Source organism: Anaerococcus sp. Marseille-P3915 (assembly GCF_900258475.1).
Taxonomy (GTDB): Bacteria; Bacillota; Clostridia; order Tissierellales; family Peptoniphilaceae; genus Anaerococcus; species Anaerococcus kampingae.
This window is the reverse complement of the sequence record NZ_LT984887.1, coordinates 695,027-708,319: the sequence shown is the minus strand read 5'-3', so window position 1 is coordinate 708,319 and position 13,293 is coordinate 695,027. Positions and strand designations below refer to the sequence as shown.

Annotated in this window: 15 protein-coding genes; all 15 read left to right on the top strand. The window is 31.2% G+C overall.

Features of this window, described 5'->3' with window-relative positions; genetic code table 11:
* Positions 1–48 precede the first annotated feature (48 nt).
* Positions 49–963 carry a carotenoid biosynthesis protein gene (locus C8269_RS03500; RefSeq protein ID WP_106460465.1) on the top strand — a complete coding sequence of 305 codons (915 nt, stop codon included), beginning with the start codon at positions 49–51 and terminating at the stop codon, positions 961–963.
* A gap of 23 nt (positions 964–986) precedes the next feature.
* Positions 987–1,796, top strand: a complete 810-nt coding sequence (locus tag C8269_RS03495) for a molecular chaperone DnaJ (protein ID WP_106460464.1) — start codon at positions 987–989, stop codon at positions 1,794–1,796.
* Positions 1,789–2,190, top strand: a complete 402-nt coding sequence (locus C8269_RS03490; protein ID WP_106460463.1) for an HIRAN domain-containing protein — start codon at positions 1,789–1,791, stop codon at positions 2,188–2,190. The genes C8269_RS03495 and C8269_RS03490 overlap by 8 nt, the downstream gene beginning before the upstream one ends.
* Before the next feature lie 8 nt (positions 2,191–2,198).
* Positions 2,199–2,669, top strand: a complete 471-nt coding sequence (locus C8269_RS03485) for a hypothetical protein (protein ID WP_234025825.1) — start codon at positions 2,199–2,201, stop codon at positions 2,667–2,669.
* A 20-nt stretch (positions 2,670–2,689) separates the two neighbouring features.
* Positions 2,690–2,812 carry a hypothetical protein gene (locus C8269_RS11060; RefSeq protein WP_267895193.1) on the top strand — a complete coding sequence of 41 codons (123 nt, stop codon included), beginning with the start codon at positions 2,690–2,692 and terminating at the stop codon, positions 2,810–2,812.
* An 82-nt stretch (positions 2,813–2,894) separates the two neighbouring features.
* Positions 2,895–3,305, top strand: coding sequence for a hypothetical protein (locus C8269_RS03480; RefSeq protein ID WP_106460462.1), 411 nt, complete (start codon positions 2,895–2,897; stop codon positions 3,303–3,305).
* A 151-nt stretch (positions 3,306–3,456) separates the two neighbouring features.
* Positions 3,457–4,395 carry an alpha/beta hydrolase gene (locus C8269_RS03475; protein ID WP_106460461.1) on the top strand — a complete coding sequence of 313 codons (939 nt, stop codon included), beginning with the start codon at positions 3,457–3,459 and terminating at the stop codon, positions 4,393–4,395.
* A gap of 129 nt (positions 4,396–4,524) precedes the next feature.
* On the top strand, positions 4,525–4,923 hold the full coding sequence (locus C8269_RS03470; protein WP_234025824.1) for an ABC transporter permease: 399 nt from the start codon (positions 4,525–4,527) through the stop codon (positions 4,921–4,923).
* A 12-nt stretch (positions 4,924–4,935) separates the two neighbouring features.
* Positions 4,936–5,679, top strand: coding sequence for an alpha/beta fold hydrolase (locus C8269_RS03465; protein ID WP_106460459.1), 744 nt, complete (start codon positions 4,936–4,938; stop codon positions 5,677–5,679).
* A gap of 112 nt (positions 5,680–5,791) precedes the next feature.
* The gene (locus C8269_RS03460) at positions 5,792–6,160 is read left to right on the top strand and encodes a hypothetical protein (protein WP_106460458.1); all 369 of its coding nucleotides are present in this window, start codon (positions 5,792–5,794) and stop codon (positions 6,158–6,160) included.
* The gene (locus C8269_RS03455) at positions 6,157–6,825 is read left to right on the top strand and encodes a hypothetical protein (protein WP_106460457.1); all 669 of its coding nucleotides are present in this window, start codon (positions 6,157–6,159) and stop codon (positions 6,823–6,825) included. The genes C8269_RS03460 and C8269_RS03455 overlap by 4 nt, the downstream gene beginning before the upstream one ends.
* Before the next feature lie 324 nt (positions 6,826–7,149).
* A complete protein-coding gene (gene cas3 / locus C8269_RS03450; RefSeq protein ID WP_106460456.1) occupies positions 7,150–9,888 on the top strand; it encodes a CRISPR-associated helicase Cas3' in 2,739 nt (912 codons plus the stop codon).
* Between the two features lie 2 nt (positions 9,889–9,890).
* Positions 9,891–11,645, top strand: coding sequence for a type I-E CRISPR-associated protein Cse1/CasA (locus C8269_RS03445; RefSeq protein ID WP_106460455.1), 1,755 nt, complete (start codon positions 9,891–9,893; stop codon positions 11,643–11,645).
* The gene (casB, locus tag C8269_RS03440; RefSeq protein ID WP_106460454.1) at positions 11,632–12,234 is read left to right on the top strand and encodes a type I-E CRISPR-associated protein Cse2/CasB; all 603 of its coding nucleotides are present in this window, start codon (positions 11,632–11,634) and stop codon (positions 12,232–12,234) included. Before C8269_RS03445 ends, casB begins: the two co-directional genes overlap by 14 nt.
* The gene (cas7e, locus tag C8269_RS03435; RefSeq protein ID WP_106460453.1) at positions 12,224–13,288 is read left to right on the top strand and encodes a type I-E CRISPR-associated protein Cas7/Cse4/CasC; all 1,065 of its coding nucleotides are present in this window, start codon (positions 12,224–12,226) and stop codon (positions 13,286–13,288) included. The genes casB and cas7e overlap by 11 nt, the downstream gene beginning before the upstream one ends.
* Positions 13,289–13,293: the final 5 nt, after the last annotated feature.

Sequence of the window (13,293 nt, the reverse complement as noted above, 5' to 3'; positions counted from 1 at the left end):
CATTAAGCTAACAATGCAGGCAATATAAGGGATTTTTAGGAGAAAGTTATGAATTGGATTAATTCTTTTGAACTTATTTGTTATTTTATAGTTTTAATTTTACTTTTAGATATTATTAAAAATAAATCTTATAGGGAACTTGGACTCTTGATATCTGGAGCCCTAGCTGGTGTTTCCTTAGAGCTATTGGCAGTGAGACTTACAGATATCTACCATTACAGCAATGATTTTTACATAAGCATTGGGTTTTCACCCTACCAATTTCCTTTTTTTGGAGGGCTCATGTGGGGTGGGATAAGTGTCGTTGCCCTAAGGATAGCCAAGAAGTTTTCACTTAGTAACATTATGACAGCCTTATTAAGCGGATGGCTGATTGTGAGTATGGATTTGCTATTAGATGTAGTAGCTACTAGGCTAGATGGAGGTTTCTGGGTTTGGGATGGTCGTCCTATAAATCTAGATATCAACCACCATATGTTTATGTCTGTAATTTGGGTGAATTTTTTGGGCTATATGTTCGAAGTGCCTTCAATTATTTACATGACTTTAAAAAGTTGGGAGAAAAATCATGATGAGGAGAAGATTAGGGTTTTGATGTCAATCCTTATTGGCCTTGGAGGAGTAGCTTTTGTAGGAGTTTGTAGCTATATTTCATTACTTTTAAATAAAATCACTGATGAATGGTTTGCTTATTTAGCCTTTCTAGCTATATGGATATTTGTTTTAATGAAATTATTAGCTTATCTAATGAATAAAAGAAAAGATATAATTATAAGCCATAAAAAAGACTGGACTGTAATCATATTTTGGTTTTGTATCTACACCTATTGTATTGGCGGATTATTTAAACTTGGAATAATGAAGGATCTTACTCTTTATGGAATATTTTCCCTTATTTTATTTATTTTGACAATTGTTTTAGCAATCGTGGAAATAAAAGATAAGCCCAAAGCTTTAAAATAATATAGTTTTAAATGGAGGATCTAATGGGAGAAATTATAGAGTTTCCAGCCTATAAAGAAGCAAAGGAAAAAATCACAGAACTTAAAAAAACTTTAACAGATTTAGTTTATGAGAAAGACAATCTAAAATTTGTTATTTGTGAAAATATCAAAACTCAATATATGCTTAATTTTGGAAGTCTTGAATACAATCTTTATAAGGCCTACTGCAAATATCTCCGCCTAAGGAGAAAGAAGGAGATGATTCAAGCAAAAAAGAACCGCCAAGAAAGCATAGATATTGAAACTATTGAAAAAGACCTGGACGATGAATTTGCTGAATATAAAAAGGTCTTAGATGGAAAAATATCTGACATGAAAGAAGCCTTAAAACGTTCAGAAATGGACTTTTTAACAGATGAAGAAGAAATACTAATAAAAACCTTATACAAGAAGATTGTAAAAAAGATTCATCCAGATATAAATCCCGCTATTACAGAAGAGGAAAAAGAATTTTTCTATAAGGCCACAGACTCCTATAAAAATGGAGATTTGATGACTATTCAAACAATTTATGATATTGTTATTTCTAACGAAGACACAGATAAAGAAGCCTTGTCTGATAAAGCTTTGAAAGATGAAGTAAAAAGGCTGGAGGGACTTATAGGAAAAATTCAAAAAGATATAGATTTAATCAAGTCCCAGCCGCCTTATACCTGGAAAGAATTTGTAGAAGATAAAAATAAAAGAGCAGATAAGCTAAAAGAATTGAAAAATAATCTAGAAGCTTATGAAGAAGCTATAAGAACTCAAGAAGAATATATAAAAGATTTAATGAGGGATATATATGAGTGATTTAATAAAAAAAGATGAGGCTGGCCTTCTTGATTATCTTATAAATAAGGAAACGGGACTAGACTTACCAAAACCTTTTGAAAGAGACATTTATCTTTTTGATACCTATGTGGCAGGAACAAGTCATATTCCAGATATCGAAGCCATAAGCTCAAAATTAGAAAAGGATGATCGCTTGGTATTTTATCGTGAGGTTGAAAATGAAGCAGATCCTCAAGCAATACGTATAGAAACTTTAAATAAGGAAAAAATTGGCTATGTCCCACGACAAGACAATGTCATCTTTTCTAGATTGATGGATGCAGGCAAGGAACTTTTTGCAAGAGTAATCGATAAAGAAATGAGAGGTAAGTGGCTTAAGATGAGTATTAAGATATTTCTACATGAATCATAGAGGATAAGATGTATTGCAATAATGAATGGCTTTGGCCTAATATATGTATTATGGATAGTCATAATTTTGACTTTGAATTAATTAAAGGAGATCACTGCTTTATAATAGGCCATCATATAAAAGATAAGAAATTATTAGAAAAGTTAATAAATAAAATTTTAAGCACAAATTATAGATACTTTAATGTATTTGGAGAGAAAGCAAACCTTTGGAGAAGATTAATCTCTAAAAAGGCAAAAGGCGAAATAGAAATAGAGTCAAGCCAAATAGATAGGCTTAAGATGGTATATGACCTTGCAATGATATCGAGTCTAAAACCAAAGTCTATAAACCATGTGATATCAGATGATGAATATTTTACTGAATACCTAGTAGAAGATTTAGATAATATTTTTTCAGGCAAAAGTCTATTTACTCCTTCTGATTGGAAAAAATTAGAGATGGATTTGAATTTACATACAATAATAAGGATGCTATAATTAGTGTTGATAATGATATTATGCTAGGTTATTTAGGGGATGAAAAAGTATTTGATCTTCTAGGGGAAAGCATCATATCTGACATATTTGATGGAAAAAGTTTTGCAGAAATCTGGCCAGAAGTTTCAAAGATGGCTAAATAATTTACTTAAATTACTAAAATAATTTTTGCAAATAAATAATAAAGAAACTCATAATTTATAAATTTAAAATAGGGAGAGATAGATGGTTAAGATTAGGAAAAGAAATTTATTATTGATAGCAGGCCTAGTTTGGTTTATGGCGGGTTTTAATGTTGCGAGAATTGGGATTATTGCTTATAGGTCTATCGATCATGTTTGGTATTTATATTGCCTAAGTCTTGTTGTTTTTATGGTTTTTGGTAGTATGTTTTTAAAAATGACTAAAAATCACACGAATAGAATTATGGCTTATGATGCTTATATGCCTTTTTGGAAGTTTTTTGATAAGAAATCTTATTTGATTATGGCTTTTATGATGACCTTTGGGATTGGGCTTAGGGCTTCTGGCCTAGCCCCAGATTTTTTTATAGGATTTTTCTATACTGGCTTGGGCTTTGCACTTGCTTTGGCTGGCATTGTTTTTATTAAAAATTATTTTGTATCTGATAAATGAAATTAGAAATGGCTCTTAGGATGAGAAATCTTAAGAGTCATTTTTAGTTAGAATTTAATAAAAACCAATTTACCTTACTAAAATCACGGTATAATAATGGTGATAATAAGTATCAGTATATAAGATATTATAATGTGATGAAGGTTGTGATATGAGTATAACATATAAATTAGCAGCATACCTTGTAAGGATGCTTGGTGTTAAAAAAATGTTTTTAAAAAATAAAGAGCAGATGCTTGAGTATGCAAGGGGAGAAAATGCAAAGGAAGTATTTGTTTTAGATAAGGCATTGAAGAGAGCTCATAGGAAAAATTATCATCTTATTGAAAAAGATGTGATGGGCTATAGGCTAATTGCATATCAAAAAAATGAAAATCCAACTGCTGGCGCTGTATTTTATCTGTTTGGTGGGGGAATGATTACCCAGCCTAATAAATTAGATTTTTCTTTGGCAGAAAGAATCATGGAAAAAACTAATAAGGATGTATGGTTTTTATGTTATCCTCTTTGTTCAGAAGATGTAAAAGTAGATAAGACTTATGAGGTATCTTTAAGGGCTTATGGTGTAATGACAAAAACTTATAAGGCAGAAAATATAAGTGTTCTCGGGTTTTCATCAGGGGCTGATCTTGCCATTGGGATTTTTTTACACAATAATGCTTTGGGTAGGCCTTACCCTATGCCAGGGAAAATAATATCAGTATCTCCAGGAGGAATTCCTGACCTAAACTTACCTGAAAATAAGGAAATATGGGAAAAAATAAATGGGCTTAAATCTAAAGATGTAATGATAGAGCCTACATATCTAATAACTGCAAGGGAAATCTTAAAGGGTGATAAAGACTTGCCTGAATATATGCTTGATGGGACTAAGGGAGATTTTTCTGGATTTCCAAAGATATATTTTTATTATGGGTCAGATGAATGCTTATATGCCTATGCTGATGAGTTTAAAAAAGTAATGGATGCCTATGGAGCCTCCCATGAAATTATTGTTGGCGAGGGCATGTGCCACTGCTATCCTTTGGTGAGATTTTTTAAAGAGGGTAGGGATGCCCAGGATGAAATAATAGAATTACTGAAGTATTGAATTTATATTAGTACAAAGGCGATTACGGAAGTCTTTAAGGAGGAGCTTACGCTTGTAATTGAGTTAATTATTTTATGTCTAATATTTTTTGGCCTATGTTTTTTAGGGACGGGTACAGATGAGAAAAATTTGAAAAACTATGACTCCTACCCAGATGAGGTCCAATCTAAAATTAAAGAAATAATTGATTATCAAGGAAAATTTAAGGAAAGAAGTAAAGTAACAACTTTTATTGGAAATTTTATAATATTTTCTCTTTTATTTTTCATTCTTGGCTTAAAAATACGACAAGTTAGATTTATGAAAAACTTTATAGCCTTATCAATTTTAGGTCAAGGTCTGAATCTTTTTGATCTAATCATAATTGACCTCTTGTGGTGGAGAAATACAAAAAGAATTAGATTTACAAAAATCCCAGAAAAAAGTCTTTATCAAAACCCAAAGAAACACATAGAAGCTTTTTTAAGGGCCTTGCTTATGTATTTTCTTATATCCCTAATAGATGGATATATTTTGACTTTATTTTAAAAAGGTGGAAGTATGAAATTCCTTACTTACGGAAATAAAGATAATAAGTCACTCCTATTTATCCATGGTCTAGCATCAAGTGCTAACTTGTGTTTTGGAGGACTTTTGCCTTATTTAAAAGAATATTATTTGATTTTAGTAGAGCTTGATGGGCATTGTCAAAGTGACTTAAATGACCTAGAAAGTATGAAAAAAGAGCTTTTTATAATAGAAAATTATATACTAAAAGACCTAAAGGGAAATTTATATGGTCTCTGTGGTTTTTCCATGGGAGGGACTCTTGCAGTAGATTTAATTAGTAGGGGAAATATCAGGGTTAAAAAAGTCTTACTAGATGCTCCAATAACCGCAGAATTGGGCCGGAAGGCATATCCTTTTACTCAGGCATTTATTATAGGAACATACATGATCAAAAAATCAATTCCAATTCCTAAATTTATGATTGATTGGCTTATGGGAAAAGATAATGATAGTGTAATTGAAATGACTTATAAAAAGATAAGTAAAAAATCAATTAAAAATGTGTGTAAGTATATTTTCCATTATGAAATAAATGAGAATTTAAGAAACTTTCATAAGCCTGTCCTATTTTGGCGAGGAAGCCAAGAGCAAGTCCCAGAAATTAGCCAGGACAATTTAATGAAATATTTACCACAAATGAAGGTGGAAATATTTGAAGGAATGGGACACGGACAATATTTACACGAGCATCCAGCAGCCTATGCTAAAAAATTAAAAGTATTTTTGAAAGATTAAGGAGATTTATGAAATATTTTAATAAAGAATATTATAAGCATCTAACAATAAGGACAAGTGAATCAGGACTTGTATTGGACGATGAAGAAAAAATGGCTTTGGATATAGAAAAATGACTATAGAAGAAACTAGACAATTTTATAAAGATTATGATGGCCTATGTGATTGTGCCTATTGCAAAAATTATATTAAAGAAATAAAGAAAGTCTATCCAGACTTGGATGCTTACTTGGATAAGTTTGGAATTGACATAGAAAAGCCTTGGGAAGCTCTGCCAGGAGAGGTTGTTGGTGGTATGATTGAATATCTAGGAGCCCAGTATATTCTTATTGGAAATAAAAATGATTTTAAAAAGGCAAAGTTAGGAGATATAACAATAGACCTTGCAAAATCTTACCCAGATCCTGGTTTAGCTTGCGAATATTATGTGATAGAAGTAAGTTCAATAAAATTACAGTGGACCATAGAAGGAGGAATATGAAAAAAATTTTTAAAGAATTTACAGAAATAAATGGCGATTACATTGAAGAAATCCCAGGGCAAGCCCGTTTTGCCTACTGTTTATCCGATATGGATGACCTTTTTGAGATAGAAGATATCATCAAATACGATGGATTCTATAAGGGATCAATAATAAGATTTTATGACTACCAAACAGGTGAAGTTTATCTGCCTTTTGACTTAAAAGAGAACATAGCCTACGGGAGACCAATTTATATAGGAGATATTTTTTACATCTTGCAAGTAGACTTTAATGAAGGTCTTGCAAATATTTATAAGTATTATCTAGAGGGGATTTTAGAGAAAATTTTTGATTACAAAATTAAAGACTTATCTACCTATAATCTTTCCCTTATTGGATCAAACCTTCATCTAATAAGTCAAGACTCTGACCATCTTGAGATTTACTATCCTTATAGAAAAACTGTCAAGCTTGCAGGAAATGAGTCAGTTCTTTTGATAGATGATGGAAAGGTCTATATCAATGCCTGGATTGAAGAAGGATGGGATGATGTAAAGGATATGGCAGGCGAAGACTACCGATATTATGATAAGCTAATTATAAAAGATTTGGATTCAAATATAATTTCAGAAAGAGTAGGTAATCTCCACCAAAGATCAGATGGGTCTTGGTGGCTTTCATAATAAAGCATAAAAATAGCATCTAGATTTACTGGATGCTTTTTTAAGTGGTTTAAAATATTTTTCTAAAACCAAACTTACTCTAGTAAAGCAAGTGTTAGCTATTACTATATATATTGACAATACTTTCTAATTGTGATATGACATTAAATATAAAAAATTATCGTTTTATATATTGCTCGATCCTCGAGGGTGATCCGGTTTTATATTTAATATGAAGGATGTTCTCGCAAACGCGAGGGTATTTTGTAAACCTCTTTCAATAAGCACGAAAACAGGATATCGCCTCGAGGCATTTACATATTATATTATAGACAGGTAAATATTATGGATTATAAGAAATTATGGGCTAAGAAAAAACGCATTGACGATCAATTTTATTGGTTGCCACTTTATTTTCATCTTAAAGAAACTGGATTAATTGCAGGAGCATTGTGGGACCATTGGTTAAGTGATGGTGTTAAGGATATGATATCAAAAATACTTACACAAAAATATGGAGTAGATGAAGATTATGGCAAGAAGTTAGCCATGTTTTTGGGAGCAACGCACGATATTGGGAAAAGCTCAGCAAGCTTCGCTTTTAAGAAAACCTTTCCAAGAGATGATTCTTTAGATGAATTTATTTTTGATCTATTAAGTGAGGGTGGATTTTCTTATGATGGCAGAAATTATGGTAATCTCAGGCATAATTACTTAAGCGAATATATTTTATATAAGTTTGGTGTTAATTCGACTGTTGCATGCATTGCTGGAGCTCATCATGGTAGACCAATGTCTGAGAGGGTAACGAATCTAGGAATCAATTATGTTGAAGAAATCTACCAGACTAATGACCCTAATAGCCATACTTATAAGGCTTGGGAAAATATGCATAGGTATTTTTTTGAGACAGCACTTAAAGATAGTGGAATAAATGATATTTCGAATTTGTTTATTTTACCTCAAAATATTCAGGTGATTTTCTCGGGTCTTTTGATATTCTCAGACCGGTTGACAAGCAATGAAACTTATTTTCCTCTCATAAAGGTAGATGAACAGGCTTGTGTTGATGATAGGATTGAATTGGGATTACGTAAATGGTTAGACGTAAAAAATCCTACTTGGAAGCCTTACGAGATTTATTATCCTGAAACTTTTAAAAAAAGATTTGAAAATAAACCAAGATATGATCAAAACCTAGTTGGAGAGATAGTCTCTGATATTTCAGACCCAGGCATAATAATTTATGAGGCAATGACAGGTTCTGGAAAAACTGAAGCAGCCCTTATGATGGCTGAAATATTGGCGAACAAGGCGAAAAGGAGTGGCATATATTTTGCACTTCCAAGTCAAGCTACATCTAATGCTATATTTTCGAGGATGAAAAAGTGGTTGAATAATCTATCTAAACTTGATAAGACAAAGAAAGCTATAAGGTTAATACATGGCAAGGCCTACCTTAATAGCGAGTATGAGTCTCTTAAGGAGTCGGAAAATATCTTTGATGGTGAAGGAGGAGTAGGAGTTAATAGCTATTTTGCTGGAAGAAAATTATCTATACTTGATGATTTTACCATAGGAACTATTGACCAGTTACTTCTTTTATCTCTAAAACAAAAACACCTCATGTTAAAGCACTTAGGCCTAGCAAATAAGGTTGTTATTATTGATGAAGTGCACTCCTATGATGCCTATATGAGTGTCTACCTGGAAGAAGCAATAAAATGGCTTAGTTCCTATAAGGTTCCAATTATAATCTTATCTGCAACACTCCCGATATCTAAACGAAATAGTTTGATAAAAGCCTATGTACAAGGTCAAGGCAAAGTAGATGATTTGATATACCCTAAAGATTTTGAAGAAAATTATTCATATCCTATTTTAACATATTCTGATGGGAAAAATATTAAGCAATTTACCGATTTTGAGAAAAATAAAGATAAAACTATTGAATTAATTAAATTTAATAAGAATGAATCTGATTTGGTTATTGAAAAAATAAAAGGAATATCAGAGGAGGGCGGGATATTTGGAATTATAGTGAATACAGTTAGAAAAAGCCAAGAACTTGCTAAAAAATGTATTGATCTTTTTGGAGATGAGAATGTAGAGCTTCTTCACTCAGCTTTCATTGCTGAAGATAGGTATGAAAAAGAAAGCATCCTAATGAAAATTGTTGGAAAAAGTGCAAATAGGCCTAAGTTTAAAATTCTCATAGGGACTCAGGTTATGGAACAGTCTTTGGATATTGATTTTGATGTATTATTTACAGAACTTGCTCCTATAGATTTGTTAATACAAAGAATAGGCAGACTTCATAGACATGAGGAAAATGATAGACACAGACCCGGTAATTTTAAAAATCCAAAATGCTACGTCTTATCATGTTCTTCTTACGAATTTGATAAGGGTTCTACTTATGTTTATAGTCCCTATATATTAATGAGAACTGAATATTATTTACCAAATTACCTTGAATTGCCTAATGAATTACCTAAGTTAATTAATCAAGTCTATGGTGATGAAGATTTAATGCTTGAACAAAATGACATGATCAATTATATGACTTATAAGAAAGATTATGAAGATAAATTGAAAAATAAAAAAGATAAGGCCAAAGTTTATAGGATTTCAGATCCAAAGCAAGCTATAAAAGAAAGAAATAATATAAAAGAATGGATTGTAAATCCTAAAGCAGATGCTGAGATATCTGATATTAAAGCATCAGCTCAAGTTCGTGACAGTGTTGATAGTATAGAATTGATATGCTTAAGGAAAATTGGCGATGGTTATGGATTAATTGATAGTGATAAAAAAATAGAAAACATTGATGAAGCCCTTTCTAGGAAAATTGCTAATCAAACCATAAGACTTCCACTTGCGGTAGCAAATACTAAGTCTATAGATAAAATAATTAGAAATTTAGAGATGACTTATATAAAAAAGTTAAAGGAATGGGATAACCATAAGTGGCTTAAAAATAATTTGGCAATAATTTTTGATGAAAATCTAAAATATGAAATGGAAGATTATATCTTAATTTATGATAAAAAATTAGGATTGATTTATGAAAGAAAGGAGTAAATATGGGAAGGTTTAATCTAATTGATGATCCTTGGATAGAGGTTTTATTAGATAAGAAGGGATCTAGAAAGTTAGTAAGTCTTCGACAAATATTTGAGAAATCTGCAGATTATATTGATATTTGTGGAGATATGCATATTCAAGATTTTGCTGTAATGAGGCTGGTTTTAGCTATTATGCACACAGTATTTTCAAAATATGATGCAGATGGAGATCCTTATGATTATCTAAAAATAAGTGATAAGATGCAGCAGCTAGAAAAAGTAGATGAAGATAATTATGAAAGTTATATGGATGATTTGTTAGATACTTGGGAAAATATTTGGAAGATGGGAAAATTTCCTCAAATAATAATAGATTATCTGGAATGTTGGAAAGATAGTTTTTATCTTTATGATGATAAAAGACCGTTTTATCAAGTGACAGATGAATATATGAGTCTAGACAAAATAAAGGGTAAAACTATTGGACAGATATCAGGAAAAAATATTAATAGAACTATAACTGAGTCGGATAATAAAGTTGCATTATTTGCACCAAAGTCAGCAAATGAAAATAATAAAGAAATTTTGACAAATGATGAAATTGCTAGATGGCTAATAACTTTTCAGTCTTATACAGGTTTAGCTGATAAGACAGTTTATGGTAAAGAAAAATATAAGCGCCGCAATTCAAAAGGTTGGCTATATGATTTGGGAGCAATATTTTTCAAGGGTTCAGATCTTTTTGAGACATTGATGTTAAATTTTGTGATATATAACAAGACAGCCGACGAATACACTTATAATATCCAAAAAACAGCTTGGGAATTGACCGATGATGAACTAATTAATTTTTACCTTGACTTTGAAAAAAATATTGATAATATAGCTGGTCTTTATACCGCTTACTCTAGAGCGCTTTTTATAGATCCTAATCATAAACAAGAAGAGCCTTTCTCTATGAAATTAATCAAACTCCCAGAAGTTAATCATGCCGATAATTTCCTAGAGCCAATGACATTATTTAAATATAACAATACGGGAGAAAATAAAGGACAATTCACTCCAAAAAAACATCCAGCAAATCAATCTATGTGGAGATACTTTGGGCAAATTAAAATGTCATATGAAAATTATGAATCTGAAAATATAGATGCTAAATCAAGAAAACCAGGAATTATTGACTGGTTTGATGAGATTTCTGAAATAGTAGATCTTGAAATAATATCATTAGTAGTATTAAGCCTAGAAGATGATGGAAATGCAACTTCTTGGGTTCCGATAAATGAAATATATGACAGGATGAATATGAATCTTGATGTATTTGTAGATGACCTTGGAGAGGGATGGATATTTAGAATTAATAAAATGGTTGATTACACTAAAAAAATAGTTGGAGGAATATACGGAGGGTTCCTTAAAGATATTGAGGCAATCAGAAATCTAAAAAAGAGTGATTTTGCAAAAAACAAGGTTGAGCAAATGTACGCTATAATAGATAAACCTTTTAGAGATATGATAGAAGCAATTAATAAAGAAGATTCAATGATAGATACCGAGGGGAAATGGAAGAATGATTTGAACCAATTAATATATAAAGAAGCAAAAAAAGTATTTGAAGAAGCTGGAGCATATGATTACACTATGAAACAAATCGTAAGCAAAGATAAGGATAGTAAAGAAAAGAAAGAGCCGGCAAATATAGCCACTGCATTTAACAAGCTTTGTGCAATATTATATAAATATGGAAAGGAGGTAGACGATGGAAAAAAATAGTATATATAAAGTGAGCAAAAAGATAATAATATACTTAAATGAAACGAGGGAAAATCCATCTACCAAGGCAATATTAGCAAATTTAAGAAACTCTTCTAATAGACCTATTGGTGAAAATATAGAGTCGTTGGCTTTTATATTTTCAATGGTACCAGAAGAGGAACTTGGAGTAAGTCATAAGCTAAATTCCTTTGAAGATACGCTATTGACGGTTTTACAACTTTATGCTTTATATCAACAAGGAAAAGATGACCAAGTAATTTTTATTGAAGAAGGTAAAAGCAAAAGTTTTGGAATGAGTCTTAAGTCTATAAAAACATCTGAAAAAGATGAAAGTAACTCTACAGATCTTAGGTTTAATGCTTTGATAAATGCAAGTGATTTTAATGAGCTAAAACAACACTTAAGACAGCTAATAAAAATTTTGCGTTCAAAAACAGATGATAAAGTTGATTTCCCGACCCTTGCTAAGGATTTATACGAATATAACAAATATAATAGCAAGGATTCAATTAGAATAAAATGGGCAAGAGATTATTATAGAAGTAGTAAAAATGAAAATAATAAAGGAGAATATGATGAAAAATAGACTGTTTTTAGATATACATGTAATTCAAACTCTACCACCAGCAAATATTAATAGGGACGATACAGGAAGCCCTAAAACAGCTCAATATGGCGGAGTAACAAGATCTAGAGTTAGCTCTCAATCCTGGAAAAAAGCTGTTAGAGCATATTTTAATGAAAATGGCAATTTAGAAAATCAAGGAGTAAGAAGTAGAAATTTAGTTAAATTCATAGCTGATAAAATAATAGATTTAGACCCAAGTAAGAGTCAAGAAGAGGCAATGAAATTAGCAGAAGATAGCTTGAATAAAGCTAAGATTTCAACAAAAGATGGTAAAGTAAAAGCTTTATTTTTCATCAGCGACAAGCAAGCAGAAAACTTCGCTAAAGCAAGTTTAGAAGGCATCAAGGATAAAAAAACCTTACAAGACATTTTAAATGATAATCCATCAATAGACATTTGTTTATTTGGTAGGATGGTTGCAGATGACCCAACTTTAAATGAGGATGCATCATGTCAATTTGCTCACGCAATTTCAACTCATCCAATAGAAAGAGAATTTGATTTTTATACAGCAGTAGATGATTTAGCACCAGATGATAATTCAGGCGCAGGAATGCTTGGTACAGTTGAATATAATTCATCAACAGTATATAGGTATGCAAATATAGGACTTCATGAATTTAGAAGACAATTAGGTGATGACGATGCCTTTGCATATGCAGTGGGCTTGTTTATTGAAGGCTTTTTTAAGTCAATGCCAACAGGAAAGATCAATACTTTTGCAAACCAGACCTTGCCATCTTCCATAGTATTATCACTAAGGTCAGACAGACCTCTAAATTTAATAACAGCCTTTGAAAAACCAATAAGATCAAATGATGGTTATGTAGAAAAATCAATCATAAAGTTAAGCGATGAGTATGAAAAATATAATAAAATACTCGACAAGCCTCTATATTCGTCATATTTAATTATAGATGACAAGGAATTCAGTAATTTTGGTAAAAAAGAAGAATCTCTAGAATCGTTAATAGAAAATCTTAAAGCAAGTCTAATGGAAAATCTTAAATAGGACTT

What these genes read in the sequence shown, in the direction of transcription:
- C8269_RS03500 (WP_106460465.1), top strand. Translation starts at nt 49, where the DNA reads ATGAATTGGATTAATTCTTTTGAACTTATTTGTTATTTTATAGTTTTA.
- C8269_RS03495 (WP_106460464.1), top strand. Translation starts at nt 987, where the DNA reads ATGGGAGAAATTATAGAGTTTCCAGCCTATAAAGAAGCAAAGGAAAAA.
- C8269_RS03490 (WP_106460463.1), top strand. Translation starts at nt 1,789, where the DNA reads ATGAGTGATTTAATAAAAAAAGATGAGGCTGGCCTTCTTGATTATCTT.
- C8269_RS03485 (WP_234025825.1), top strand. Translation starts at nt 2,199, where the DNA reads ATGTATTGCAATAATGAATGGCTTTGGCCTAATATATGTATTATGGAT.
- C8269_RS11060 (WP_267895193.1), top strand. Translation starts at nt 2,690, where the DNA reads ATGCTAGGTTATTTAGGGGATGAAAAAGTATTTGATCTTCTAGGGGAA.
- C8269_RS03480 (WP_106460462.1), top strand. Translation starts at nt 2,895, where the DNA reads ATGGTTAAGATTAGGAAAAGAAATTTATTATTGATAGCAGGCCTAGTT.
- C8269_RS03475 (WP_106460461.1), top strand. Translation starts at nt 3,457, where the DNA reads ATGAGTATAACATATAAATTAGCAGCATACCTTGTAAGGATGCTTGGT.
- C8269_RS03465 (WP_106460459.1), top strand. Translation starts at nt 4,936, where the DNA reads ATGAAATTCCTTACTTACGGAAATAAAGATAATAAGTCACTCCTATTT.
- C8269_RS03460 (WP_106460458.1), top strand. Translation starts at nt 5,792, where the DNA reads ATGACTATAGAAGAAACTAGACAATTTTATAAAGATTATGATGGCCTA.
- C8269_RS03455 (WP_106460457.1), top strand. Translation starts at nt 6,157, where the DNA reads ATGAAAAAAATTTTTAAAGAATTTACAGAAATAAATGGCGATTACATT.
- cas3 (WP_106460456.1), top strand. Translation starts at nt 7,150, where the DNA reads ATGGATTATAAGAAATTATGGGCTAAGAAAAAACGCATTGACGATCAA.
- C8269_RS03445 (WP_106460455.1), top strand. Translation starts at nt 9,891, where the DNA reads ATGGGAAGGTTTAATCTAATTGATGATCCTTGGATAGAGGTTTTATTA.
- casB (WP_106460454.1), top strand. Translation starts at nt 11,632, where the DNA reads ATGGAAAAAAATAGTATATATAAAGTGAGCAAAAAGATAATAATATAC.
- cas7e (WP_106460453.1), top strand. Translation starts at nt 12,224, where the DNA reads ATGAAAAATAGACTGTTTTTAGATATACATGTAATTCAAACTCTACCA.